Annotated in this window: 20 protein-coding genes; 3 read left to right on the top strand and 17 right to left on the bottom strand. The window is 70.3% G+C overall.

Annotation, left to right across the window (positions count from 1 at the left end; all coding sequences use genetic code 11):
• From CTZ28_RS36235 to CTZ28_RS36215, 4 genes are all read right to left on the bottom strand, one after another.
• Nucleotides 1–975, bottom strand: coding sequence for a carbohydrate ABC transporter permease (locus CTZ28_RS36235; RefSeq protein ID WP_259471971.1), 975 nt, complete (start codon nucleotides 973–975; stop codon nucleotides 1–3).
• Nucleotides 976–1,925: 950 nt separating this feature from the next.
• On the bottom strand, nucleotides 1,926–3,221 hold the full coding sequence (locus tag CTZ28_RS36225; RefSeq protein ID WP_121893991.1) for an extracellular solute-binding protein: 1,296 nt from the start codon (nucleotides 3,219–3,221) through the stop codon (nucleotides 1,926–1,928).
• A gap of 218 nt (nucleotides 3,222–3,439) precedes the next feature.
• Entirely contained in the window at nucleotides 3,440–3,715 is a 276-nt protein-coding gene (locus CTZ28_RS36220; protein WP_183154766.1) for a DUF3039 domain-containing protein, read from the bottom strand.
• A 29-nt stretch (nucleotides 3,716–3,744) separates the two neighbouring features.
• The gene (locus CTZ28_RS36215; protein ID WP_183154765.1) at nucleotides 3,745–4,317 is read right to left on the bottom strand and encodes a YqgE/AlgH family protein; all 573 of its coding nucleotides are present in this window, start codon (nucleotides 4,315–4,317) and stop codon (nucleotides 3,745–3,747) included.
• A gap of 320 nt (nucleotides 4,318–4,637) precedes the next feature.
• On the opposite strand from CTZ28_RS36215, the gene murA reads away from it, so the two are divergent.
• The gene (gene murA, locus CTZ28_RS36210; protein WP_121893989.1) at nucleotides 4,638–5,978 is read left to right on the top strand and encodes a UDP-N-acetylglucosamine 1-carboxyvinyltransferase; all 1,341 of its coding nucleotides are present in this window, start codon (nucleotides 4,638–4,640) and stop codon (nucleotides 5,976–5,978) included.
• A gap of 436 nt (nucleotides 5,979–6,414) precedes the next feature.
• On the opposite strand, the gene CTZ28_RS36205 is transcribed toward murA, so the two are convergent.
• The 6 genes from CTZ28_RS36205 to CTZ28_RS36180 all read right to left on the bottom strand — a co-directional run bounded on the left by CTZ28_RS36205 (nucleotide 6,415) and on the right by CTZ28_RS36180 (nucleotide 13,604).
• Nucleotides 6,415–6,696 (bottom strand): HU family DNA-binding protein, encoded by a 282-nt coding sequence (locus CTZ28_RS36205; protein WP_121893988.1) that lies wholly within the window; start codon nucleotides 6,694–6,696, stop codon nucleotides 6,415–6,417.
• 291 nt (nucleotides 6,697–6,987) lie between these two features.
• Nucleotides 6,988–8,403: an NAD-dependent malic enzyme gene (locus CTZ28_RS36200; RefSeq protein ID WP_121893987.1), complete on the bottom strand. Its 1,416-nt coding sequence runs from the start codon at nucleotides 8,401–8,403 to the stop codon at nucleotides 6,988–6,990.
• Between the two features lie 357 nt (nucleotides 8,404–8,760).
• Complete coding sequence (locus tag CTZ28_RS36195; RefSeq protein ID WP_121893986.1) at nucleotides 8,761–11,199, bottom strand: HelD family protein; 2,439 nt, start codon at nucleotides 11,197–11,199, stop codon at nucleotides 8,761–8,763.
• A gap of 117 nt (nucleotides 11,200–11,316) precedes the next feature.
• A complete protein-coding gene (locus tag CTZ28_RS36190) occupies nucleotides 11,317–12,084 on the bottom strand; it encodes an anti-sigma factor family protein (RefSeq protein WP_183154764.1) in 768 nt (255 codons plus the stop codon).
• Between the two features lie 59 nt (nucleotides 12,085–12,143).
• Nucleotides 12,144–12,665, bottom strand: coding sequence for a sigma-70 family RNA polymerase sigma factor (locus CTZ28_RS36185; RefSeq protein ID WP_010039908.1), 522 nt, complete (start codon nucleotides 12,663–12,665; stop codon nucleotides 12,144–12,146).
• Between the two features lie 351 nt (nucleotides 12,666–13,016).
• Nucleotides 13,017–13,604 (bottom strand): CGNR zinc finger domain-containing protein, encoded by a 588-nt coding sequence (locus CTZ28_RS36180; protein WP_121893984.1) that lies wholly within the window; start codon nucleotides 13,602–13,604, stop codon nucleotides 13,017–13,019.
• 615 nt (nucleotides 13,605–14,219) lie between these two features.
• Here CTZ28_RS36180 and CTZ28_RS36175 point away from each other — a divergent pair.
• Entirely contained in the window at nucleotides 14,220–14,726 is a 507-nt protein-coding gene (locus CTZ28_RS36175; RefSeq protein ID WP_121893983.1) for an anthrone oxygenase family protein, read from the top strand.
• A gap of 49 nt (nucleotides 14,727–14,775) precedes the next feature.
• On the opposite strand, the gene CTZ28_RS36170 is transcribed toward CTZ28_RS36175, so the two are convergent.
• Together CTZ28_RS36170 and CTZ28_RS36165 are read right to left on the bottom strand one after the other, a co-directional pair.
• Nucleotides 14,776–15,927: a uroporphyrinogen-III synthase gene (locus CTZ28_RS36170; RefSeq protein ID WP_121893982.1), complete on the bottom strand. Its 1,152-nt coding sequence runs from the start codon at nucleotides 15,925–15,927 to the stop codon at nucleotides 14,776–14,778.
• Between the two features lie 228 nt (nucleotides 15,928–16,155).
• Nucleotides 16,156–17,538, bottom strand: coding sequence for a nitrate/nitrite transporter (locus CTZ28_RS36165; protein ID WP_121893981.1), 1,383 nt, complete (start codon nucleotides 17,536–17,538; stop codon nucleotides 16,156–16,158).
• Nucleotides 17,539–17,967: 429 nt separating this feature from the next.
• Here CTZ28_RS36165 and CTZ28_RS36160 point away from each other — a divergent pair, with 429 nt between their 5' ends.
• The gene (locus CTZ28_RS36160; protein WP_121893980.1) at nucleotides 17,968–18,492 is read left to right on the top strand and encodes a hypothetical protein; all 525 of its coding nucleotides are present in this window, start codon (nucleotides 17,968–17,970) and stop codon (nucleotides 18,490–18,492) included.
• Nucleotides 18,493–19,237: 745 nt separating this feature from the next.
• Here CTZ28_RS36160 and CTZ28_RS36150 read toward each other — a convergent pair.
• The 5 genes from CTZ28_RS36150 to CTZ28_RS36130 all read right to left on the bottom strand — a co-directional run bounded on the left by CTZ28_RS36150 (nucleotide 19,238) and on the right by CTZ28_RS36130 (nucleotide 23,415).
• Complete coding sequence (locus CTZ28_RS36150) at nucleotides 19,238–19,870, bottom strand: hypothetical protein (RefSeq protein WP_121893978.1); 633 nt, start codon at nucleotides 19,868–19,870, stop codon at nucleotides 19,238–19,240.
• Nucleotides 19,871–19,983: 113 nt separating this feature from the next.
• Nucleotides 19,984–21,297, bottom strand: coding sequence for a hypothetical protein (locus tag CTZ28_RS36145; RefSeq protein WP_121893977.1), 1,314 nt, complete (start codon nucleotides 21,295–21,297; stop codon nucleotides 19,984–19,986).
• Nucleotides 21,294–21,611: a hypothetical protein gene (locus tag CTZ28_RS36140; protein WP_121893976.1), complete on the bottom strand. Its 318-nt coding sequence runs from the start codon at nucleotides 21,609–21,611 to the stop codon at nucleotides 21,294–21,296. The genes CTZ28_RS36145 and CTZ28_RS36140 overlap by 4 nt, the downstream gene beginning before the upstream one ends.
• Nucleotides 21,612–21,736: 125 nt before the next feature.
• Nucleotides 21,737–22,765 (bottom strand): hypothetical protein, encoded by a 1,029-nt coding sequence (locus tag CTZ28_RS36135; protein ID WP_121893975.1) that lies wholly within the window; start codon nucleotides 22,763–22,765, stop codon nucleotides 21,737–21,739.
• Nucleotides 22,762–23,415 carry a hypothetical protein gene (locus CTZ28_RS36130; RefSeq protein ID WP_121893974.1) on the bottom strand — a complete coding sequence of 218 codons (654 nt, stop codon included), beginning with the start codon at nucleotides 23,413–23,415 and terminating at the stop codon, nucleotides 22,762–22,764. The genes CTZ28_RS36135 and CTZ28_RS36130 overlap by 4 nt, the downstream gene beginning before the upstream one ends.
• Nucleotides 23,416–23,474 lie beyond the last annotated feature (59 nt).

The raw sequence follows: 23,474 nt of genomic DNA, 5'->3' as shown, positions 1-23,474 counted from the left end.
TCACAGCTCCTCCCCCTGCCGGCGCAGCGATCGCAGATACCCGAGCGTCACGGCGAGCAGGATCAGCAGCATCACGACGCCGATCGCCGAGCCGAGTCCGTACTGCGAGGAGGCGAACGCCTTCTGGTAGGCGTACACGTTCAGGACCAGGTTCTGTCCCGCGATGCCGCCGCCGTTGGTCATGACGTAGATCTGGGTGAACACCTTGAAGTCCCAGATGACCGACTGGATGGTGACGACCGTGAGGATCGGCCGGAGCATCGGGGCGAGCACGGACCGCCAGATCCGCCACTGCGAGGCGCCGTCCAGGGCGGCGGCCTCCAGGACCTCGGCGGGCACGGCACGGATCCCGGCGTACACGGTGACCATCACGAACGGGAAGGAACACCAGACGACTTCGAGGAGGACGAGGAGGAACGCGCTGTAGCGGCCGTACGTCCACGAGTGGTCGCCGAGCCCCAGGAGCCGGTTGACCGGGCCGAAGTCGGGGTCGAAGAGGAACAGCCACACGGTGGAGCCGGTCACCGCCGGCGTCGCCCACGCGCCCAGCGCGGCCAGCATCAACGCCAGCCGTGGCACGGCCCGTACGCGCGTGAGCAGGACGGCGAGGGCGCAGCCGACGGCGAGGGTGGCGCCGACGCAGGCCGCGGCGAAGAGGACCGTGGCGAGCAGCACCTGCCAGAACTGGCTGTCGCCGAAGAGTTCCGCGTAGTTGCCGAACCCCTCGAAGGAGGTCGGCTCACCGCCGCTGACCTGGGCCTGGGTGTACCGGAAGAACGAGATCAGGCCCAACTGGTAGATGGGGTAGAGCAGCAGCCCGCCGAGGACGACGAGGGCGGGGGCGAGATACAGCCAGGGAGTCCAGGAACCTCCGCCCGGGTGATTCCGGGCGGCAGAGCGGAAATCGCGCGGGGCGCTGCCGGACAGCGATGCAGCGTCGCCCGTGAGGCCGGCGGCCCGCCCGGAACCGGCCACGCCCTCACCGCTCCCGCCTGTCCCCCTCGGCGCGCCCCCTCCGCCGGAGTCACCCGCGGCCGACAGCATCGGCGCATCCACACCCGACCCCCCGCCCGAGCCGCTCCCCGCCTCCACACACCCCCGAGAACCAGCCCCCACAAGGCCCCCCCCCGAGCCAACCGCAACACCCGCCCGGGCAGAGCCCCGAGAGCCGTCCACAACACCCGAACCCCCAAGGCCCCCACGGCCCTTCACGCCATCCGCCCCCGCGAGGTCCCCCGGGCCAACCGCAACACCCGGCCCCACAGAGCCCCGAGAGCCGGCCGCAACGCCCGACTCCCCGCGGCCCCGAGCCCCTTCCCCGACGCCCGGGCCCCCGAGATCCTGCCGACTCTCCGCAACATCCGCCCCCACAGAGCCCCGAGCGCCACCCACAACGCCCGGACCCCCGGGGTCCCGAGCCCCCTCCACGACGCCCGGCCCCGCGAAGTCCCGAGAACTACCCGCACCGCCCAACTCCCCGAGGCCCCGCGCCCCTTCCCCAACGACCGGACGCCCGAGATCCTGCCGACTCTCCGCAACATCCGCCCCCACAGAGCCCCGAGCGCCACCCACAACGCCCGGACCCCCGGGGTCCCGAGCCCCTTCCCCGACACTCGCCTCCGCAGAGCCCCGAGCCCTGCCCACAACGCCCGGCTCTCCAGGGTCCCGAGCCCCCTCCACGACACCCGCACCCGCAAGGTCCCCCGAGCCAACCGCAACACCCGGCTCCGCAGAGCCCCGAGAGCCGCCCGCAACGCCCGACTCCCCGCGGCCCCAAGCCCCCTCCACGACACCCGCACCCGCGAGGTCCCCCGGGCCAACCGCAACGCCCGGCTCACCGGGGTCCCGAGTGTCGCCCCCGGAGTCGCGACAGCTCTCCGTAGGGGCGTCCCCCGTTTCGGGTGTGGGGTGTTTGTTCATGGGGCTCACCCGGCGGAGCCGAACGCGTCGTTCATCTTCGTCGCCGCGTCCTCGGCGGCAGCCGCCACCTTCTTCTTGCCGCTGATGACCTCCTGGAACATGGTCGGCAGGACCAGGGAGGAGTCGATCTGGGACCACGCGGGGGACGCCGGGACGAACTTGGTGCCGGCGGACAGCGTCCGCACGAAGGGCTTCACGAACGGCTGCTCGGCGGCGGCCTGATCGCGCACATCGGTGAACGTCGGCAGGAAGCCCATCGCGTCGAACAGCGCGGACTGCGTCTTCTTCGACGCCAGCCGCTCCATCAGGTCGACGGCGAGCGTGCGGTGCGTCGTGCTCTTCAGCACGCCGATGTTGTTGCCGCCCGCGAACGCGGGCGCGACCGAACCGGGTGTCACCCCGGGCAGCGGCACCACCGCGTACTTGCCCTTCACCTTCCCGGCCTCCACGGCCGCGTGGCTGAAGTCGCCGCCGATCACCATGCCCGCCTTGCCGGCCGCGAACACGGTGACCGTGTCGTTGCCGCCCATGCCCGCGCACTTGGCGGCGGGACAGTTGTCGTCGGAGAACAGGGACGTATAGGCCTTGATGCCCTTCTGCGCGGCCGGGCTGTCGATCGCGGAAACGTACGAACCGCCCTTGCCGGTGGCGAGTTCGCCGCCGTCGGCCCACACGAAGGGCAGCGCGCCATAGGTGTAGGCGCCGCCGACGGCCAGGCCGTACAGATCAGGCTCGGCCGCCCGGATCGCCCGGGCCGTGGAGGCCAGTTCGTCCATGGTCCGCGGGACGTCGAGGCCCAGGTCCGCGAAGACGTCGGTGCGGTAGTACAGGGCGCGGACGCCGACGTAGAGGGGCGCGCCGTAGACCTTGCCGTCCACGGTGACCGACTGCCGGGCGGTCGGGTCGGTGTCCTCGGCCTCGCGCCAGGCGCCGAACTCCTCGGTGACGTCGAGGAGTCCGCCGTCGCGGACGTAGCCGGCGGTGTCGGTGTTGCCGTACTCCATGACGTCCGGCGCGGACTTGGGATCGTTGAAGGCGGCCTTGACGCGCTGGGCGCGGGTCTCGACGGGGATGTACTCGACGTCGACCTTCACCCCCTCGTGGGCCTTCTCGAAGTCGGCCGTGACGGCGTCGACGACCTTCTCCTTCGGCTGGTTGCCGACCTCCTGGAAGAGCCACACGCGCAGGGTGCCGCTCTTGGCGTCCTCGTCGGAGGCGGAGTTGGAGGAGGACTGCGGGGCGCAGGCGGTGAGGACCAGGGCGGTCAGCAGTGCGGGGGCGAGACGTGCGGACAGCTTCATGGAGTGACCCTCCGGAAGAGCGTTGCAACATACGCAATGACGGTTTCGCTCTGCACAACACAGGGAGGCTATGAACTACATGAACATGCCGACAAGAGGTCTGAACCACTCTGTGACCCGGCCGACGCACTTCCCTCACAGCCCCGGCATGACAAAGACCCCCGGAGCACGCCAAAGCGCACCCGGAGGTCTCGGGGTATCAGCCGGCCGAACGCCGGTTACTTGCCGTCGCCCTCGTCACCGCCGCTGCCCATGGAGTCGTAGATCTCCTTGCACATGGGGCACACGGGGTACTTCTTCGGATCGCGGCCCGGCACCCACACCTTGCCGCACAGCGCCACGACGGGGGTACCGTCCAGGGCGCTCGCCATGATCTTGTCCTTCTGGACGTAATGGGCGAAGCGCTCGTGGTCACCGTCGCCGTGGGACACCTGTGGCGTCGGCTCTACGAGGGTCCCCGTACCAGTCCCGCGCTCGGGCTCAAGAGTGCTCATACCAGCCAGGGTACTGAAGCGCGCACGGATCAGTTGAGGGACGGGTCGTCCGGATACGTGGCCACCATCGCGAGCTCGTTGCGCTGCCGGCGCAGCACCTCGCGCCACAGCCGCTCCGGGGCGGGCGAGGAGACATCGCCGGGCTCGGACTCCACGACGTACCAGGCGCCCTCCACCAGCTCGTCCTCCAGCTGCCCGGGGCCCCAGCCGGCGTATCCGGCGAAGATCCGCAGTGAGCCGAGGGCCGAGGCGAGCAGTTCGGGCGGGGCCTCCAGGTCGACGAGGCCGATCGAGCCGTGCACCCGGCGCCAGCCGAGCGGGGCGCGGTCGCCGGACGTGCCGCCGGGGATGACCGCGACACCGAGCGCCGAGTCCAGCGAGACCGGCCCGCCCTGGAAGACGACCCCGGGCTCGCCGGCGAGGGCGGCCCAGCCCTCCAGGATGTCGCCCACGTCCACCGGGGTCGGGCGGTTGAGGACGACACCGAGGGAGCCCTCCTCGTCGTGGTCGAGAAGGAGCACCACCGCGCGGTCGAAGTTCGGGTCCGCCAGGGCGGGTGTTGCCACGAGCAATCGCCCTGTGAGCGAGGACACCTCGGTCATGCCAGACATGATCCCGCATCTTCTCGCCGAGTGGGGAGCCAACGGGGGGTACGTGGGTGAATGCGGCCGGGATTCGGCGCCGGGACGGAGGCCGGGCCTGGTGAGACGGCTTTCCCGGGAGACGGCGTGGGACCCACGGCGTCCGGTGGCACCCTGCCGCCGGCCCCCGCGTTCGGTGACCCCATGTGCCCGTCAGGAAACGGTTCGTGTTGTGACACAGCTATGACGCGGTTGGGTGCCCCACGGGCTTACGGGAGGGGGGCTCACGGCGATTACTCTGTCTCTCTCTGGCCCTGCCCCCTCCACGGAACGCGAGTTACATGACCGTCAACGACGATGTCCTCCTTGTCCACGGCGGAACCCCGCTGGAGGGCGAGATCCGTGTCCGCGGTGCGAAGAACCTCGTGCCCAAGGCCATGGTCGCCGCCCTGCTGGGCAGTGCGCCGAGCCGACTGCGCAACGTTCCGGACATCCGAGACGTCCGGGTCGTCCGCGGGCTGCTCCAGCTGCACGGGGTGACGGTGCGTCCGGGCGACGAACCCGGCGAACTGGTGCTGGATCCGACGCACGTGGAGAGCGCGAACGTCGCCGACATCGATGCCCACGCGGGCTCCTCGCGCATTCCGATCCTGTTCTGCGGCCCGCTGCTGCACCGGCTGGGCCACGCGTTCATCCCGGGCCTGGGCGGCTGCGACATCGGCGGCCGGCCCATCGACTTCCACTTCGATGTGCTGCGGCAGTTCGGCGCGGTCATCGAGAAGCGGGCGGACGGCCAGTACCTGGAGGCGCCCAAGGGGCTGCGCGGCACGAAGATCCGGCTGCCGTACCCGTCCGTCGGCGCGACCGAACAGGTGCTGCTGACGGCCGTACTCGCCGAAGGCGTCACGGAGTTGTCCAACGCGGCCGTCGAGCCGGAGATCGAGGACCTGATCTGCGTCCTGCAGAAAATGGGCGCGATCATCGCGATGGACACCGACCGCACCATCCGCATCACCGGTGTGGACAGGCTCGGCGGCTACGCCCACCGGGCGCTGCCGGACCGGCTCGAGGCCGCGTCCTGGGCGTCGGCGGCGCTCGCGACCGAGGGCAACATCTACGTCCACGGCGCCCAGCAGCGCTCGATGATGACGTTTCTGAACACCTATCGGAAGGTGGGCGGCGCCTTCGAGATCGACGACGAGGGCATCCGCTTCTGGCATCCCGGCGGCCAGTTGAAGTCCATCGCGCTGGAGACGGACGTGCATCCGGGCTTCCAGACCGACTGGCAGCAGCCGCTCGTCGTGGCCCTCACCCAGGCGACCGGCCTGTCCATCATCCACGAGACGGTCTACGAGTCCCGGCTGGGCTTCACCTCCGCGCTCAACCAGATGGGCGCCCACATCCAGCTCTACCGCGAGTGCCTCGGCGGCTCCGACTGCCGTTTCGGGCAGCGCAACTTCCTGCACTCCGCTGTCGTCTCGGGTCCCACCCGCCTCCAGGGCGCCGATCTCGTCATCCCGGACCTGCGGGGCGGTTTCTCGTATCTGATCGCCGCGCTGGCCGCCCAGGGCACGTCCCGGGTGCACGGCATCGACCTGATCAACCGCGGCTACGAGAACTTCATGGAAAAACTCGTGGAACTCGGAGCCAAGGTCGAACTACCGGCCAAGGCCCTCGGCTGACAACAAGGCGGCCCCACCAGAGGGCCGCCCCACCAATACCCACCCACACCCACACAAACGCGCCCCAAAGGGGCGCGGGGAACTGCGCGCCCAGCCACAGCCAACCCGCAGATCTCCGACAACCACCCGCACAACGATGAGGCGCCCCCGGCGAAGAGAACCGCCCCACCGCTCATTGCCCACGCCCGCCACGGACGCGCCCCAAAGGGGCGCGGGGAACTGCGCGACCAGCCACAACGAACCCGCACAGCCCCCACAACCACCCGCACAACAATGAGGCGGCCCCCGGCAAAGAGGGCCACCCCATCAATCGTTGTCCGCGCCCGCTGCGGATGCAGATACGCGGGGAACTGCGCGACCGGCCACAACCGGCCCGCAGTCACCCACGGCACTCGTCGAACGACGCCCCGCTGGACCGCCGCCCGAAGCGGAGCGCTTACTTGCCCTTGGCCGATTCCTTGAGCTTGCTGCCCGCGGAGACCTTCACGCTGTAGCCGGCGGGGATGTTGATGGGCTCGCCGGTCTGCGGATTGCGGGCGGTGCGAGCGGCACGGTGAGTGCGCTCGAAGGTCAGGAAGCCGGGGATGGTGACCTTCTCGTCGCCCTTGGAGACGATGTCACCGACGACCTCGGCGAACGCGGCCAGAACGGCGTCGGCGTCCTTGCGGGTCACTTCGGCGCGGTCGGCCAGCGCGGCCACCAGCTCACTGCGATTCATGTTGTTACTCCCGTGTTCTTCTTGCTATTGGGGCGTGCCATGCGGCAGAGCCGCAGATCAGGCACAGCGAAGCCGATGCGCTCGCGCCCAGGGACGCATCCTGCCCCCACCTGCGGCGGGAAAGCCAATCCGGCACCCGTAGGAGTCGTGAGAACACCCTAGGGAATCACCCGAAAAGCACCTGCTCGGCCGTCACCCTAAAGCGCGCCCGGCGCCGAGAGGTTCCGCGACGCGCCGGTATGGGGCCGCCGTGTCCAATTGTCACACCTGTGCACACTACGGTACGAGGCTCTACACCGCGTCCGCCGCCGCTCTGGCGGCATCCCGCACCGCGCCGGCCACCGCGCCCGCGACCTTGTCGTTGAAGACGCTCGGCACGATGTAGTTCGGGTTCAGCTCGTCCTCGGTGACGACGTCGGCCAGGGCCTGCGCCGCGGCCAGCATCATCTCCGTGTTGACCGTGCGGGACTGCGCGTCCAGCAGGCCGCGGAAGACACCCGGGAAGACCAGCACGTTGTTGATCTGGTTCGGGAAGTCGGAGCGGCCGGTGGCCACGACCGCGGCGGTCAGACGGGCGATCGCCGGGTCGACCTCGGGGTCCGGGTTCGCGAGTGCAAACACGATCGCGCCGCCCGCCATGGCGGCCACGTCATCGCCGTCCAGCACGTTCGGGGCGGAGACGCCGATGAAGACGTCCGCGCCGCGCACGGCCTGCTTCAAGGTGCCGGTGAGGCCCTCGGGGTTGGTGTTGTCGGCGATCCAGCGCAGCGGCGAGTCGGCGGGCGCGGCCACCAGATCCTCACGGCCGGCGTGCACGACACCGTGGATGTCGGCGACGACGGCGTTCTTGACGCCCGCCGCGAGCAGCAGCTTGAGGATGGCCGTGCCCGCCGCGCCGGCCCCGGACATGACGACGCGGACGTTCTCGATCGCCTTGCCCACCACGCGCATGGCGTTGGTCAGCGCCGCCAGGACGACGATCGCGGTGCCGTGCTGGTCGTCGTGGAAGACGGGGATGTCGAGGGCCTCGCGCAGCCGGGCCTCGATCTCGAAGCAGCGGGGCGCGGAGATGTCCTCCAGATTGATGCCGGCGAATCCGGGGGCGATCGCCTTGACGATCTCCACGATCTGGTCGGTGTCCTGGGTGTCGAGGCACAGCGGCCAGGCGTCGATGCCGGCGAACCGCTTGAACAGGGCCGCCTTGCCCTCCATGACGGGCAGCGCGGCCTTCGGGCCGATGTTGCCGAGGCCCAGCACCGCGGAACCGTCGGTAACAACCGCAACCGAGTTGCGTTTGATGGTGAGTCTGCGGGCGTCCTCCGGGTTCTCGGCGATCGCCATGCAGACGCGGGCCACCCCGGGCGTGTAGACCATGGACAGGTCGTCACGGTTGCGGATGGGGTGCTTGGACTGCATCTCGATCTTGCCGCCGAGGTGCATGAGGAACGTACGGTCCGAGACCTTGCCGAGCGTGACGCCCTCGATGCCGCGCAGCTTCTCCACGATCTCGTCGGCGTGCCCGGTCGAGGTCGCCGCGATGGTGACGTCGATACGGAGCTTCTCGTGGCCGGACGCGGTGACGTCGAGGCCGGTCACCGAGCCTCCGGAGGACTCCACCGCGGTGGTGAGCTGCGAGACGGCGGTTCCGCTCGCGGGCACCTCCAGCCGGATGGTCATCGAGTAGGAGACGCTGGGCGCCGTTGCCATGGCCGACTTCCTCTGCTTTCACCGTGTCGCGAAGTTGTGCCGTCCGATCGTCGCACCTACCCCCGAGTACGTGGTAGCCGCCCCGGATTGCGGACGTTTTGTTCACAGGCATGCGGCGATTTCGGAAAACGATTTCCACCATACGAGATGCGAGCAGGCAAGGAAAGAGGCCCACGTCCCGAGGTGACGTGGGCCTCTCCACCGTTCATGACACCGACCCGCCATGCTCGCCTCGCGGCAAGTGGTCGCTCGTGGCGACAAAGGTTGGGCCCGGGGGCTTGGATCGAGCCGGTGTCACGTCCAATCTAACAAACGGATCCCGCAAGGCCATTCCCGTCCGCAGAGTTCACCACGCGTTCAGTCCCGCAGGAGGTCCGGCACCCCGGCCGCGTCCGGCTCGTCCCTGGCCCCCGAGACGACCGTCAGCTGCTGGGTGGCGCGGGTCAGCGCGACATACAGCACCCGCAGGCCGGCCGGGCTCTCGTCGGCGATCTCGGCCGGGGAGACGACGACCGTCGCGTCGTACTCCAGGCCCTTGGCCTCCAGGCTGCCGAGCGCCGCCACCCGGTCTCCGAGCCCGGCCAGCCAGCGCGCGGCCTCCGCGCGCCGGTTCATGGCCACGACGACGCCGACCGTGCCGTCGACCAGGCCGAGCAGCCGCTCGGCCTCCGCGCGCACGGTCTTCTCCAGGGAGTCCCGTACGACGGTGAAGCGCGGTTCGACCCCGGTGGACCGCACCGCGGTCGGGGACTCGGAGCCCGGCATCGCGAGGGCCAGCACCTTCGCCGCCAGGTCGGCGATCTCGGCCGGGTTGCGGTAGTTCACGGTGAGCCGGAAGCGCCGGCCGCGCGCGGAGCGGCCCGCCGCGCCGTTCCCGCCGGGGCGCTGGTGCGGGCCGGGGCCGGGCACCCGGGTGCCCAGGGCCTCGTCGCGGGCCTCGGCCGCCTCGTCCGGGTCGGACCAGGAGGACTGGGCCGGGTCGCCGACGACCGTCCAGCTCGCGTGCCGCCCGCGCCGGCCGACCATGCGCCACTGCATCGGCGTGAGGTCCTGCGCCTCGTCGACGATGACGTGCGTGTACTCGGTGCGCTCCTGCGCGAGGCGCTCGGCCCGCTCGCGCTGCGACTCCTCGCGCACCGGCATCAGCTCCTCCAGGCCGGTGAGCTGGTCCAGCGGGTCCAGTTCGCGCTTCTTGCGGGGGCGGGCCGGGGTGCCGAGGATCGCCTGCAGTTCGTCGAGCATCGCGATGTCGTGCACGGAGTACCCGTCCCGCTTCAGCGAGCGGGCCACCCTGCGGATCTCGCCCGGGTTGAGAACGCGGCGGGCCCAGCGGCCGAGCCGGCGCTCGTCGGCCATCGCGTCGAGGACGGCCTTCGGGGTCAGCTCGGGCCACCACGCCGCCAGGAAGGCGATGAAGGCGTCCTCGCTCGTCACGTCCTCGTCGAACGAGGAACGCAGCTCGGCGGCCAGTTCCGGGTCGCTGTGCCGGGTGGCGGCGCCGGACTGCTCGTACAGGGCGTCCAGGAGCAGCCTGCGGGCGCGCGGGCGCAGCAGGTTCACGGGGGCGGTTCCGCCGAGCGCGGTACGGCGGATGCGGTCCAGCTCGGCGGCCCCCAGTTCGAGCCGCCGCCCGAAGGCGACGACACGGAGCCGGTCGGGCGGGCCTGTCGGGGTCTGCGGGACGTCGGTGTCGTCGTCCTCACCGAGGACGAGCTGACCGGCGGACGGTGCCGCGCCGCCGCCGCCCGGCCCCTGCTCCAGCGCCCCGCGCGCCGCCTTCCGCAGCACCTTCAGCATCCGGTACGACCCCTTCGCCCGCGCCACCGACGGGGCGTCGTACAGCGTGGCCTGCACGCCGTCGACGAGCGAGCCGATCGCCCGGATGGCGACCTGGCCCTCCTCGCCGAGCGAGGGCAGCACGCCCTCGGTGTACGCCACCAGCAGCGGGGTCGGCGAGACGATCAGGATGCCGCCCGCGTACCGGCGCCGGTCCTGGTAGAGGAGGTAGGCGGCCCGGTGCAGCGCGACCGCCGTCTTGCCCGTGCCGGGCCCGCCCTCGACGTAGGTCACCGTGCCGGCGGGGGCGCGGATGACCAGGTCCTGCTCGGCCTGGATGGAGGAGACGATGTCCCGCATGGTGTGGCCGCGGGCCTGGCCGAGCGCGGCCATCAGGGCGCCGTCGCCGATCACCGGCAGCTGCCGGCCGTCCAGGAAGGCGGTCAGTTCGGGGCGCATGAGGTCGTCCTCGACGCCCAGCACCCGGCGCCCCTTGGAGCGGATGACGCGGCGGCGCACGACCCGTCCGGGGTCGACGGGGGTGGAGCGGTAGAACGGGGCCGCCGCCGGGGCCCGCCAGTCGATGACCAGCGGCGCGTAGTCCTCGTCGAGCACGCCGATGCGTCCGATGTGCAGGGTCTCGGCGATGTCGGCGGTGTTGTCGGCGCGCACCGCGCCCTCGGCGGGCTCGACGGCGGTGTAGGCGCCGTCCGGGCCCTTCTTCCCGTCCTTGCCGGGGAGCAGGTCGATCCGGCCGAACAGGAAGTCCTCGAACTCGTTGTTCAGCCGGTTGAGGTGGACGCCCGCCCGGAAGACCTGCGCGTCCCGCTCGGCGAGCGCGCCGGGCGTGCCGACCTGGCCGCGCCGGGCCGCGTCGTCCATGAGGAACTCGGCCTCATGGATCTTCTCCTCAAGCCGCCGGTACACCCGGTCGAGATGTTCCTGTTCGACGCTGATCTCTCGGTCCCGAACGGAATCGTGAACCGAGCCGACGGCGGATTGCTGAGCCTGAGCGGCCACCGGGCCCCCTTCTGACGTGCTGGGCAGCCGTCAACCGTACGCGAAGGGGGCCCGCTGAAGCTACGGGCCGTCCGGCGGATCCCGCCGGACGGACTCACACATCGACGCCGGACGGGCTCACGCGTCGACCTGGACGAGCTTCTTGCCGCTGAAGGTCATGACCTCGAAGTGGTCGATCTCGTCCGGTTGCAGGGACGCCCCGCCGCGGACGTAGAGGGGGTTCTTGGCCTCCTCGGTCTTGGCGTCCGGCAGGCCGTAACCCCAGTTCGGCACGGACCAGGAGGTCACCGTCTCGCGCTCGCCGTTCTTGCCGACGGCGATCAGCGAGCACTTCTCCGGCCCGGCGACGTTCGTCAGCTGCAGGACGGTGTCCGTGCCCCAGAGCTTCTTCTCCACCGCGACGGTCGCGCTGACCTTCGTCTTCGGGTCCGTCGCCGTGACCTTGTCCGACATGGTGGTGAACGCGGCCCGGGCGGGCGGCGCGGCCACGGTGCCGGTGCCGCCGTCCGAGCCGCCGCTCGCCGCCAGCACGGTCAGCGGACCGCCGATGATCAGCGCGGCCGCCGCGGCGACCAGATAGAAGCTCCGCCGCCGCTTGCGGGCGCGGTGCTCGGAGATCTCGTCGACCAGCTTCTCCGCGAGCCGCGGGCTCGGCCTGGCGGACAGCGACTCCCCGATCGCGGGCGTGCCGGCCCCCGGCAGGTCCGCGAGTGCGGCCAGCATGGGCTCCATCCCGGCGAGTTCGTCGAGTTGCTGCGCGCACCACTCGCACCCGGCGAGATGCGCCTCGAACGCGGTCGCCTCGGTGTCGTCGAGGATGCCGAGCGCGTAGGCACCGACCGTCTCGTGCTCGTTGGGCGCCGGAGATCCCTGCCTGAGGCTCATGGGTCCAGACATACCCGGACCACCCGTGCTGAATCCGTTGAGTCCCCCGTACCCACTCATCACGCCGTCACCCCCCGCTCCTCCAGTGCCAGCTTCATCGACCGCAGGGCGTAGAACACCCGTGAGCGGACTGTGCCGCTGGGTATCCCCAAGGTCTCGGCCGCCTCATTGACGGTACGCCCCTTGAAATACGTCTCGACGAGCACCTCCCGGTGGGCCGGGGTCAGGTCGTCGAGCGCGTCAGACAGCGTCATCAGCCACAGCGCCTTGTCGATCTCGTCCTCCGCGGGGATGACCTCCAGCGGCGACGGATCGACCTCCTGCGGCCGGGCCTGCCGGCTGCGGTGGCCGTCGATGACGATGCGGCGCGCGACCGTCACCAGCCAGGGGCGTACCGATCCGGTCGCCCGATTGAGCTGACCGGCGTTCTTCCAGGCACGGATGAGCGTCTCCTGCACCACGTCCTCGGCGCGCTGCCGGTCTCCGGCGACCAGCCGAAGGACATAGGCGAGAAGGGGTCCCGCGTGCTCTCGATACAGCGCACGCATCAACTCCTCGTCGGGCTCCGAGGGCTGGGACATGCGATGTCGGGCCCTCGATCCACGTTCATTGGCCACGACGGAATCCTTGCGCACGCCCACCTCCGATGTCCGGGGGTTCCCCCAGTCGGTCGCTCGTCCACGGGTACGGATGCGGGGTGCGGGGTGTTCAAAGCGGAGTGCCGGTTTTCCTCGGAGTGCCATGACGAGAAGGACATGCGCGCACATTCCCCCCGCATGTTCTTTACATTTCCGACACGCCGGAAGGGGAGTTGGCGCTGCCCGTGCGGCGGCGCGGAGAAACGCCCTGTTACCAACATCACTTCGCCAACTTGCCGCTGGCCGGGCGCGGTTGAGGTGCAGAAGGCGCGTACCGGACACGGACCGGTGCGATCAGGCGCGGGCCAGCGCCGCCCGCCGACGGTGCCGGGCCACCCGCTCCCGGTTTCCGCAGACCTCGCTGGAGCACCAGCGCCTGCGCCGCCCGCGGGATGTGTCCAGGTACACGATGGGGCAGTTGTCGCCCTCGCACTCCCGGACGGCCGCCCGTGCCACGGGGTCGGTGAGCAGTTCCACGGCGTCCCGCGCGAGGGCCGCGAGCAGCGCCGCGCACTCGGGCGGACCGGCCAACTCCCGTACCAGGGAACCGTCCCCGCGGCGCACCGCGCGCGGTGCCGGTGGCGCGGCCTGCGCGACCGTGTTGACCCGGGCGAGCGCGAGTTCGTACGGCCGTCCGTCCCCCTTGGCCCCGCCCCGCACCAACTGTCCGATCTGCCCGCGCAGTTCATGGAAGCCGGCCAGCCAGGAGGGGTCGGCGTGGGCCAGCGGGGTGCCGGGCGGGACGAGCCCGCAGCCGAGGATCCAGGCCCGCAACGGCTCCACCGCGTGGAGCCGTTCCTCGGGGTGGGCGGTCGCGAGCAGGTCCAGGCAGCTCCGTCCGGCGTGGAACCGCGGCTCGTTGGGGGCCGTACCCAGTGCCATGTGCCAGTCACCGCCTAGGGCAGGGGAACCATTCCCTCTCCCACAGTGCCTGCCCACTCCCGCCCCCGAAACCCCTCACCCCGCCCAAGCGCCGCCACGGCCACGCCTTTGCCCCACCGGAACGCCGAACCCCGGGCCCCCTACAGGTGCGCAAGCGCACACTCCCCGAGGATCCCGACGCCGCCACGGGCGAGGTCCCGGCCGGGGGCGAGGTCTGAGACGGGGCGAGGTCTGGGGCGAGCTGGCGCGGGCAAAACCCGACAGGCCCGTGGCACCCTGACCCGCCAAGGTGTCGGGCCCCGTGCCCGATACGGGGCCACCCACCCACGCCCGGAACAACGGCGCGCCTGCGCCTCGCGAGCGCACACTCCCCGAAGGTCCCGGCGCCGGCACGGGCGAGGTCAGGGGCGGGGCGAGGTCTGGGGTGGGGCGGCGCGGGCGAAATCCGATGGGTTCGCAGCCGGTTGACCCGCCAGGGTGTCGGGCCCCGCGCCCCCCTCGAAGGGCTCGGCGCCGCCACGGGCGGGAAACGGGCGACAACCGGGTGGACGGGTGCGTATGTGGGTGCGCTTCTTGGCCATGGGCGTGGGGGCGGCGTGTGCGTTGACTGGGGGCATGACAGCGAACAGCAGCACGGGGCCGCGTACCGGCGCGGGGGTCGTCCTGGGCGCGGCCACGGTCGCCACGGGCCTGGTCGCCGGCGTCTTCTACATCTTCGCGTGCGCGGTGATGCCGGCCCTGCGCCGCAGCGGCGACCGGGTCTTCGTGGAGGTCATGCGGAACATCAACGACGTGATCCAGAACCCGGTGTTCTTCCTGGGCTTCCTGGGCGCGCTCGTGCTGACGGCGGTGTCGGCGTGGCAGCTGCGGCACACCGCGGCCGCCCCCTGGGCCCGGGCGGGCCTGGCGGCCTACGCCCTCGCCTTCCTGGTCACGGTCGCCTTCAACGTGCCCCTGAACGACGCCCTGGCAACCACGGGCACCCCGGCCGCCCTGCGCGACCGCTTCGAGGACCCCTGGGTGGCGTGGAACACCGTCCGCGCGCTGCTGTCGACGGCGGCGACGGCCTGCCTGACGCGTGCGCTCCTGCTGTACGGCCGCTCGCACCGGAGCCCGGCCTGACCCGCCCGCCCCGTGTCCCGGAGCTGCGCAAGCGGGCGGTGTCCTGCCGTCAGCCGTCGGCGTACTTCGCGTCCGTCGCCGGGTCCAGGGCCAGGCGGTAGCCGCGTTTGACCACCGTCTGGATCAGTTTGGGGGTGCCCAGGGCCGTGCGGAGCCGGGCCATCGCCGTCTCCACCGCGTGCTCGTCCCGCCCGGCCCCGGGCAGCGCCCGCAGCAGTTCGGCCCGGGCCACCACCCAGCCCGGCCGCCGCGACAGCACCCGCAGCAGCGACATCCCGGCCGGCGGGACCGGCTTGAGCTCCCCGTCCACCAGCACCGCGTGCCCGCGGATCTCCACCCGGTGCCCGGCGACCGGCAACGCCCGTGCCCGGCCCGGCAGTTCCTGGCACAGCACCTGGACGAGCGGCCCGAGCCGAAAGCGCTCCGGCTGCACCGTGGCCACCCCCCGCGCCTCCAACGGCAGCGCGGTCACCGGCCCGACGCACGCGGGCAGCACGGCATGGCGGAGGACGTCGAGCAACTCGCCCAGCAGGCCCCGCTCCTCGGCCCTGGACAGCAGCGACGCGGCGGCGGGCGCGCTCGTGAAGGTGAGCGCGTCCAGTCCCCGCGTCAGGGCCGCGTCCAGCAACCGGTCCACCGGGCCGATGTCCTCCGGCGGCATCCACCGGTACACCGGCACCGGAAGCACCTCCGCTCCCGCGGCCCGCAGCGCCTCCACGAACCCGGGCAGCGGCTCCCCGTGCAACTGCACGGCGACCCGTCGCCCCTCCACGCCCTCCTCCAGCAGCCGGTCGAGGACCTCGGCCATCGACTCACTGCCCGGCGACCACTCCTCCGTCAGCCCCGCCGCCCGGATCGCGCCCTTCACCTTGGGCCCGCGCGCCAGCAGTTCGACCCCGCGCAGCCGCCCGAGCAGCGGCTCGCCGAACCCCCACCCGTCGGCCGCCTCGACCCAGCCGCGGAAGCCGATGGCGGTGGTGGCCACCACCACGTCCGGCGCCCGGTCGATGATCTCCTTGGTCGCGGCGAGCAGTTCGCCGTCGTCGGCCAGGGGCACGATGCGCAGGGCGGGCCCGTGCACGACGACGGCACCGCGCCGCTGGAGCAGCGCCCCGAGTTCGTCGGCCCGGCGCGCGGCCGTCACGCCCACGGTGAACCCCGCGAGGGGCCCGCGTTCCGGTCGCTGCTGTTCCTGGTCCATGGCTCTCGTCCCGCACTCCAGTCGTCGTACCGCTGATCTCCGTACTCGCTGCACGCGTCGCACGCGTCGCACGCGCCGTACTCTTCGTACCGCAGATCCTCTTCGTACCGCAGATCGTCGTTCAGCGGACGGCGGCACCGATGCGGCCGATGCGGTGCCTGCCATACCGATCGAGCCTGTCAACGGCGCATGACAGGCTCGGTTCGGCTCGATGTCGCCGGTGTTACGTCACACCTCGGCGTAGCTGAGCTGCCGTTTCGTCTCGGTGGCAGCCTCGGTGGCGGCCAGGGCGGCCGGCCGGCGAAGGTATACGGCCCACGTGACCGCGAAGCAGACGGCGTAGAAGGCGAGGAAGGCGACGAACGCGCCGGTGCCGGAGCCGAAGCTGAGGAACGACTGCCGGAAGGCGAGATTGATCCCGACGCCGCCGAGCGCGCCGACCGCCCCGATGAGCCCCATCGAGGCCCCGGACAGCCGCCGCCCGTACCGCGCGGCCTCCTCGCCCGTCAGCCCCGCGGCCAGCGCCTTGGCCTGGAAGATGCCGGGGATCATCTTGTACGTCGACCCGTTGCCGAGCCCGGTGAGCGAGAACAGGACGACGAACACGACGACGAACAGCGCCAGCGACTCCCGCAGACCGGCGACGATGAGCACGGCCGTGGCCGCCGCCATGGCCACATAGGTCCAGAGCGTGATCCGCGCGCCGCCGTACCGGTCGGCGAGCCGCCCGCCCAGGGGCCGCACGAGCGAGCCGAGCAGCGGCCCGATGAAGGTGAGCCAGGCGGCCTGCAGCGGCGTACGGCCGAACTGGGTGGTGAGCACCTGCCCGAAGGCGAAGCTGTAACCGATGAACGACCCGAACGTGCCGATGTACAGGAAGGACATGATCCAGGTGTGCCCGTCCCGCGCGGCGTCCCGGGCGGCGCCGGTGTCGTTCTTCACGGTGGCGAGGTTGTCCATGAAGACGGCGGCGAGGACGGCCGCGACGACGATCAGCGGGATGTAGACCCCGAGCAGTACCCGCGGCCCGCCGCCGGCCCCGATGATCGCGAGGGCGATGAGCTGGATGACCGGCACGCCTACGTTGCCGCCGCCCGCGTTGAGCCCGAGCGCCCAGCCCTTCTGCCGCAGCGGGAAGAAGGCGTTGATGTTGGTCATGGATGAGGCGAAGTTCCCGCCGCCGATGCCGGCCAGCAGGCCGACCCAGAGGAAGGTGGTGAAGGACGTCCCGGGCTCCATCACGACGAACGCGGCGACCGTCGGGAGCAGCAGCAGACCGGCGGAGACGATCGTCCAGTTCCGCCCGCCGAAGATCGCGACGGCGAAGGTGTACGGCACCCGGACGACCGCGCCGACCAGCGTGACCATGGACGTCAGCAGGAACTTGTCGGCCGGGGTCAGCCCGTACTCCGGGCCCATGAAGAGCACCAGCACGGACCACAGGGTCCAGATCGAGAACCCGATGTGCTCGGAGAGCACGGAGAACAACAGGTTGCGGCGGGCGATCCGCTCCCCGGTCGTCCTCCAGAAGGTCTCGTCCTCGGGATCCCAGTCCTGGATCCAGCGGCCTCCCCCGCCGCTCGGGGCGGGGGCCGTACCAGTGGCTGTCATGACGCCTCCAGGGTGCTGCGGGGATCGGTCGCCTACGGGGCTCGACGGCCGCGGGACTCGGGTGCCGCGGGACTCGGGTGCCGAGGGCTCCATGGCCAGGGGGACGAGCGGTACCCGGCGGGTGACTCCCGAAGGTAGAAAGGCCGCGTTTCCGGCCTGTGGCCCCGGGTGACCGCCCGGGAACGTTGCTCTCACCCTGGTCGGAGGCGGGCTGAGAGGTCAGCGGGGGCCGTATGCCTGCGGCAGCGCAGGACGCCGCACAAGACCCCACACCGGTCGGGGCGTTGAAGTAACGATGTCATTGACATGACACGGCAATCGGCTGCGCTCACCCCCTGGCGGACACGCGTAGACCTCGGGCACCATCTCCCTGCACCACCTGCACAGCCGCCCCGTAGGAAGCACGGCCCGACCGCAGGAAAGGTCCCCATGAAGATCCGTTCCGCCCTCACGGCCCTCGCCCTCACCGTCGCCCCCGGCCTCGCCGTCCTCGCCGGCGCCGGCGACGCCCTCGCCGCCCAGGACGGTGCCCAGGTCGCCGCCGTCAGCAAGATCTCGCACGCGACCGCGACCTCGATGTTCAGCTCGGTCGGCATCACCTGGTCGTCGTCCGGCAACTGCTCCAACCGCAACGTCTCGACCTGTACGTCCTTCGAGCAGCTCAACCTCGCCACCGCGCAGGGCGCCCAGACCCTCAAGCGGTCCTCGGGCTGCGCGCTGAACATCACCGGCGGCACCGAGACCGGGCACGCCAGCGGCACGTACTCGCACTGGAACGGCTACAAGCTCGACTACGGCAAGAACACCTGCGTCACCAACTACGTCAAGGGCAACTTCACCTACATCGGCCTCCGCGGCGACGGCGCCCCCCAGTACCAGTCCGGCGCGGGCAACATCTACGCCGACGAGGGCAACCACTGGGACGTCCTCTACTACAACTGCGGCGGCTGCTGACACCCCAAACCCCGGCCCACCAAGGGCCGGGGCATGGGCGTTCGTTCCCACGTCGTCACTGGGCCGAAGCGCTGTGCGTCGGTACGCCCGGGTCGTCGAAACTGACCAGCTCCGCAATGCGACGGAGAATCGCACGATAGTGTCCGCGATGATTCACGGCCGTGGTACTCAGGGTGAGCAGGGCCAAGCTCGTGCCGTCGGGGTGAGCGACGTAGGCGTGGATTTGAAGCAATCGTCTCTGGGGCAATCTTGAGTCGGCGGCCGGGGTGGCTACTTTCTCGCTGAATGCAACAGGGCCGCAGGGGAGTTCCGTGTACTCGATGCGGCTGTGCCCCTCGGACTGCGTTACCGAGCGGGCCACCGTGATTCTCCGAGGTGCCCAGGCCGTAGGCACCCAGGCGACTGTGAAGAGAGACAGCAACGCGCCCCCGCTCCCCTCCCCGGTGTCATCGCGATGCATTCCGATCGAGCAGTGAACGGTGCCTTGCGCATACAACGTGCGCAGTATCCGTTGCGCGGCGACGAAGCGGCCCGCAAACCGCACGCGGGTCGCTTCGTCCGGGGCCGAAGCAAGACATGACGTCAAGGGATCGTGGAGCCCTTCCGCTCCGAAGGAATCCGGCGAGTCCAAGAAAGCTTCGAGGGGAAGTTCCGTGAATCCCGTCGGCGTACCGAACCAGATTCCTTCCCCCGGCTCCTGCGTGCTGGGATGCAGCAGGAACCGGGGTGCACACGTCGTCATCGGCTACGTCCCCTCGTCGCCAGGTCCGAAAGGCTGCACGGCGTCGTCGAGATACAAGGCGCCTGCCCGGCGTGCGCGCTCGATGTCCGCGCTGTCGGCTTCCCAACTCTCCGGAGCACGACGTCTGTCGAAGACCGGCCGTTGAAAGAGCACGTGCAGGCGTCTGGGCTCCTTTCCGCCACGCCCCGGTGCGGCGATGACCCCGAGGAATCGAGGGTCGCCGGCGAACCAGACGGGTTCGATCTGAGATTTGAGATCGGGCTTGGTCCGGGCATGACCGATGCGCTTGAGCCACCAGTGCGCACGCTGGCGCCGAACGAACACCAAGGGGACCTTCTGCCCAGGGGCTGCAGGGTTGCGGAACTCCAGCCAAGCGCCCTTGTCCCTCGCCTCGGGATGCTGGGACAGGCTGCGCGGAACATCCTGGAGAACCCGCCATGGATACTGCCGAAGGATTCGACGCATCCGGAATGCCCAGGGGAAGTATCCGGCTTGATTCACCATACGGTACAAGGAATAGAGGATGATCGGAGCAAAGATCACGACCCACGCGGGAGATGTAAACACCACCATCACGTAGAGCAGCGCGGGGAAGGCGGCGATCCACCCCGCCTGTCCGGCGATGGTCATCGCCATGTGTCTGCCCCAGGCCGCTCGTGTGGCCGGGCACTCCCAGGCGTGATCGTATTCGGCGGGGTGCATGCTCGGATTCACTCTCTTCCTTGGCCTTTGATTGGCGTATCGAGTGGTCACTGAAAGGCGCGTCGCACCAGTTCAACCGTCTCCGCGCCGTCGATTGGCCCGAGGAAGGCCCCGTCCAGGAAGGTACCGATCTTCGCTGCGGTGTCGTTGTCCAGCGAATCCGCCAGACTTGCCGACAGTCCATAGGACGCGGTACCGAGACCCGCCCAGGGCGCAACCGCCTCCGTGGCCTCAACAGTCCTGGTCAGCCGCGGTGCTTTGTTGATGACCCATTCGGTCAGCGGATTCCTGAGGTCTGTCAGGTCTCTTCCCGCCGTCATGGTCTCGGTGCCGAACGTCGCCAGCTTCTGGCCGAGGGAGAGTGCCTCGCCGGACTCCCCCGCTCCGTGCAGAGCCGCATGCGTCCCCCTGCCCACCGCTCCGATTCCCGGCAGCGCACCCAGGCCGTCCGCGGTGACGCCGATCAGATTGCTCCAGAAGTCGGCGTCGAGTTCCCCCTTCGTGAAGCCGTCCTTGAGGGACGCCCAGACCTCCGGCCGCGTCAACCGTGTCGCGAAGGCACCCGCGCTCAGGGCCGCAGCCCCCATGAGGAGAACGGCTGCCGCTGTGCCGCCTGAGATCACGAACAATGCGACGATGCCGACAACGGCGGCGGTCCAGCTGAGGATGTCCGGTAGGTTGTCGGTCAGCCAGTTCAGGGACTTTTCGAAGAAGCCTGGTTCCTGGGGGGCCAGTTTCTTTGTCGCTGCGTGGATCTTGGCGGCCCGGTGCCGGGCCTTCTCCTCGTGTTCCGCGGCGAGCTTCCTCGCCCGGCCGAGAATGGCGTCGAGGTCGGCCTGGGCATGCGCGACGGCTGCGTTCGCGTGGGTCAGGGCCGGCGTGCTCCGTGCCTGGGACGCGTGGCCCTTCACCCTGTCCAGGACCTCCCGGGCGTCCCGCGCGTCCGCGTCCAGGCGGCCGGCCCGGCGTTGGAAGTCGTCGAGTTCGCCCTCCCAGCAGACCAGTTGCCCGGCGGCCTTGCGGAGCGAGTGCGCGGCGTTCCTGAGGTTGAGGGCCAGCGGTCCGCCCCGGAGTTCCTCCCGGAAGGCGACCGCCGCGTCGCCCGTCCAGCAACTGCCGTCCATCAGCCTCGTCACCAGGCCGTGTGTCTCCTCCAGGACCTCGGCGCAGGAGGCCAGCTTCTTGTGGAGGCCGCGCACCGAGTCGGCGTCGCCCGGGGCAGGGTCGAAACCGAGGTGGGGGTACAGGTTCGGAGGGCCGGTGCCGTACGAGGTCGGCTTCCGCCCCTGCGGGAGGTCGCCACCCCGGCGCGCGGCGGAATCGGCGTACGGGTCCGTCTCCACTCCGGGAGCCGTGGTCACCGTACGGCCCCGCCCGTGCGGCGCGCGCTCTCCCGCAGCGCCGCCTCCAGCGCCTTGTCGATCTCCCGGTAACTGTCCTTGCTCCGGCCGATGATCTTCGCCAGGGACTCGGTCTGCTCGCCGATCCGCTCCGTGCCGTACTTCCAGTCCGCCTGGAAGTCCTCGCAGGCGGCGTCGAGGTCGTCGGTGCCGAGGCCGCTGACCGTCGCGTCGGTCAGCGCTCTGCGCAGGCCCTTCAGCGAGTCACTCGACGTGTTCAGCAGCCTCATGAAGTGCTTCAACTCGTCGTCATCGACGGTCAGTCGGTCTGCCATGCGGTCCGCTCCCCTGGTGTGCCCTCGGACGAAGCGGAATCACGCTATCCGCTACCAGGACACACCGGCCCGCTCGTTCCCCCGGCCGGGGAAACGAGCGGCCTACGCCTTGACGACGCCGCCCGTCACCGGTTGACGGCCTGAATCTCCTGCACAACGACGTCCTGCGGCGCACCGAAGGTACCGTCGGGCAGTGGGCCTCCGTCGCCGTCGCTGCCCGTCCAATGGATCTCCCAGGTCACGGTGGCCCTGAGCTGATAGGAGCCATCGCCGGACGAGCGAAGGTATTTCACCCCACAGGGTGGGGTCCGCTCGGCCTTCCCCTTGGCGTACGGTTCGCCGATGCCACCGCCGCTGATTCGGCAGACGCCCGACGCCGGGTAGGTCACCGCGTCCGCGGTACCGGGGTCGATCTTCAGGGAGACCGGTTCCGCGGTGGTCGTCGCCGAGATACCCAGCACCGGGATGGACGCGGTGACCGAGACCGGCTTGAACTCGGCGCCGTCGAGCCAGGCCCAGGTGGCGAGGTTGACCTTCGTCGTGTCCGCGGGAGCCAGGTTCACCTTCGTGGTGGGAACGCGGATCTCGTTGTACGCGAGTTCACCCAGGATCCTGGGGGTCACCGCATTCTGGATGTCGGCCGGCGGAGGATCGTCCTTGTCCACCCAGAAGTACGGCTCCTTGCACTTGTCCCAGCCCGGCGGGAAGTCCCTGTTGACGTACGAGTCCCACCAATAGCCGTCGTCGGCCTTGTCCTTGTTGAAGTCCGTGTAGGGGTGGCCCTCGACGTAGCGGTCACGCTGCTGGGCGTCCCACTCGTAGCCCGTCGACTCGGCGGCCCAGATCGGCTCCAGGTGCGCCTTGAGCTGGTCGGGCGTGTACTTCGGCGCATACCAACAGGCCGGCGGGGTCCAGGTGGTGGCGGACGCCACGGGCCCCACAGAACTGCCGGACCCGTTCTTGGAACGGTCGTAGACGATGACTCCGACCTGCGAGTTGAGGGTGCTGCCGTCAACACCGCCCGACGTCTCCCCGCTGGGCGCAGGTGTCTGGGCGCCGCCCCCGATCTTGTTGTCGGCCACGGCCGGGCCGGCGCCCACCAGAACCGAGCCGATCAACGACAGCACGGCCAGCGACCGTGCTGCGACACTCATGGCTGGCACTTGGCGCTCCCCCTCTGCGACATGAGCTTCTCGACAACCCAGACACCCTTGTCGTTCTTCTTCAACTGGCTGCTGTAGAGGACGTAGCTGTTCTTGGTGATCGGGGTCTTGTCGACCTTCTTCGTCTTCAGATAGAGGTCGTATGCCTTGCCCTGATCCTCGCAGTAGACGAGCGACGCCGTACTGCCGCTACTCACGTCCACTACCGGGTTGTAGTAGCGGTAGCTGCCCGTCATACGGGCCTGTGCCTTGACGTAAGCCTCAATGAACTGTTGCGTCTGAGCCGCTGCTTCGCCCTCGTAATAGAACCGATAGGCGTCGTCGAGCGCATCCTGGTTGACGATCGCCAGGTCCACCGCCTTGATGGACTGTTCGCTGTCCGACAGGACGGCGTCCTTGTCCGGGTCGCCCGTCTTCGGCCAGTCGAAGGTGTACGTCACGTCCGACGGCAGTTCGATCTTTGGGCGGTCCGGGGACGTCGGCTCCGTAGAGGTGGGGGAAGAGGACTTCGCCGGGGCTGTGTCCGCTCCGGGGATCTTGTTGTTCTGCTTGGTGTCGTCGTTGCCGCCGCACCCGGCGAGGAGCAGTACGGCCGTCACTCCGGCGGCGGCTGTGGTGAGCAGGCGGGGGCGGCGGGTCACGGTGGGCTCCTGGTGGGGCGGTGGACGAAGCAGCGGATACGGTAGCCGGACCGGCCGCG

This window comes from Streptomyces shenzhenensis (assembly GCF_003688995.1).
GTDB lineage: Bacteria > Actinomycetota > Actinomycetes > Streptomycetales > Streptomycetaceae > Streptomyces > Streptomyces shenzhenensis_A.
Note: the sequence above shows the minus strand (reverse complement) of the source record. Positions and strands in the feature narration are given on the sequence as shown.

Excerpts from the sequence above, each read along its gene's own strand:
- CTZ28_RS36225 (WP_121893991.1), bottom strand. The coding sequence starts at position 3,221 with ATGAAGCTGTCCGCACGTCTCGCCCCCGCACTGCTGACCGCCCTGGTC.
- CTZ28_RS36220 (WP_183154766.1), bottom strand. The coding sequence starts at position 3,715 with ATGAGCACTCTTGAGCCCGAGCGCGGGACTGGTACGGGGACCCTCGTA.
- CTZ28_RS36215 (WP_183154765.1), bottom strand. The coding sequence starts at position 4,317 with ATGACCGAGGTGTCCTCGCTCACAGGGCGATTGCTCGTGGCAACACCC.
- murA (WP_121893989.1), top strand. The coding sequence starts at position 4,638 with ATGACCGTCAACGACGATGTCCTCCTTGTCCACGGCGGAACCCCGCTG.
- CTZ28_RS36205 (WP_121893988.1), bottom strand. The coding sequence starts at position 6,696 with ATGAATCGCAGTGAGCTGGTGGCCGCGCTGGCCGACCGCGCCGAAGTG.
- CTZ28_RS36200 (WP_121893987.1), bottom strand. The coding sequence starts at position 8,403 with ATGGCAACGGCGCCCAGCGTCTCCTACTCGATGACCATCCGGCTGGAG.
- CTZ28_RS36190 (WP_183154764.1), bottom strand. The coding sequence starts at position 12,084 with ATGAGCCTCAGGCAGGGATCTCCGGCGCCCAACGAGCACGAGACGGTC.
- CTZ28_RS36185 (WP_010039908.1), bottom strand. The coding sequence starts at position 12,665 with ATGTCCCAGCCCTCGGAGCCCGACGAGGAGTTGATGCGTGCGCTGTAT.
- CTZ28_RS36180 (WP_121893984.1), bottom strand. The coding sequence starts at position 13,604 with ATGGCACTGGGTACGGCCCCCAACGAGCCGCGGTTCCACGCCGGACGG.
- CTZ28_RS36175 (WP_121893983.1), top strand. The coding sequence starts at position 14,220 with ATGACAGCGAACAGCAGCACGGGGCCGCGTACCGGCGCGGGGGTCGTC.
- CTZ28_RS36170 (WP_121893982.1), bottom strand. The coding sequence starts at position 15,927 with ATGGACCAGGAACAGCAGCGACCGGAACGCGGGCCCCTCGCGGGGTTC.
- CTZ28_RS36165 (WP_121893981.1), bottom strand. The coding sequence starts at position 17,538 with ATGACAGCCACTGGTACGGCCCCCGCCCCGAGCGGCGGGGGAGGCCGC.
- CTZ28_RS36160 (WP_121893980.1), top strand. The coding sequence starts at position 17,968 with ATGAAGATCCGTTCCGCCCTCACGGCCCTCGCCCTCACCGTCGCCCCC.
- CTZ28_RS36150 (WP_121893978.1), bottom strand. The coding sequence starts at position 19,870 with ATGGCGATGACCATCGCCGGACAGGCGGGGTGGATCGCCGCCTTCCCC.
- CTZ28_RS36140 (WP_121893976.1), bottom strand. The coding sequence starts at position 21,611 with ATGGCAGACCGACTGACCGTCGATGACGACGAGTTGAAGCACTTCATG.
- CTZ28_RS36135 (WP_121893975.1), bottom strand. The coding sequence starts at position 22,765 with ATGAGTGTCGCAGCACGGTCGCTGGCCGTGCTGTCGTTGATCGGCTCG.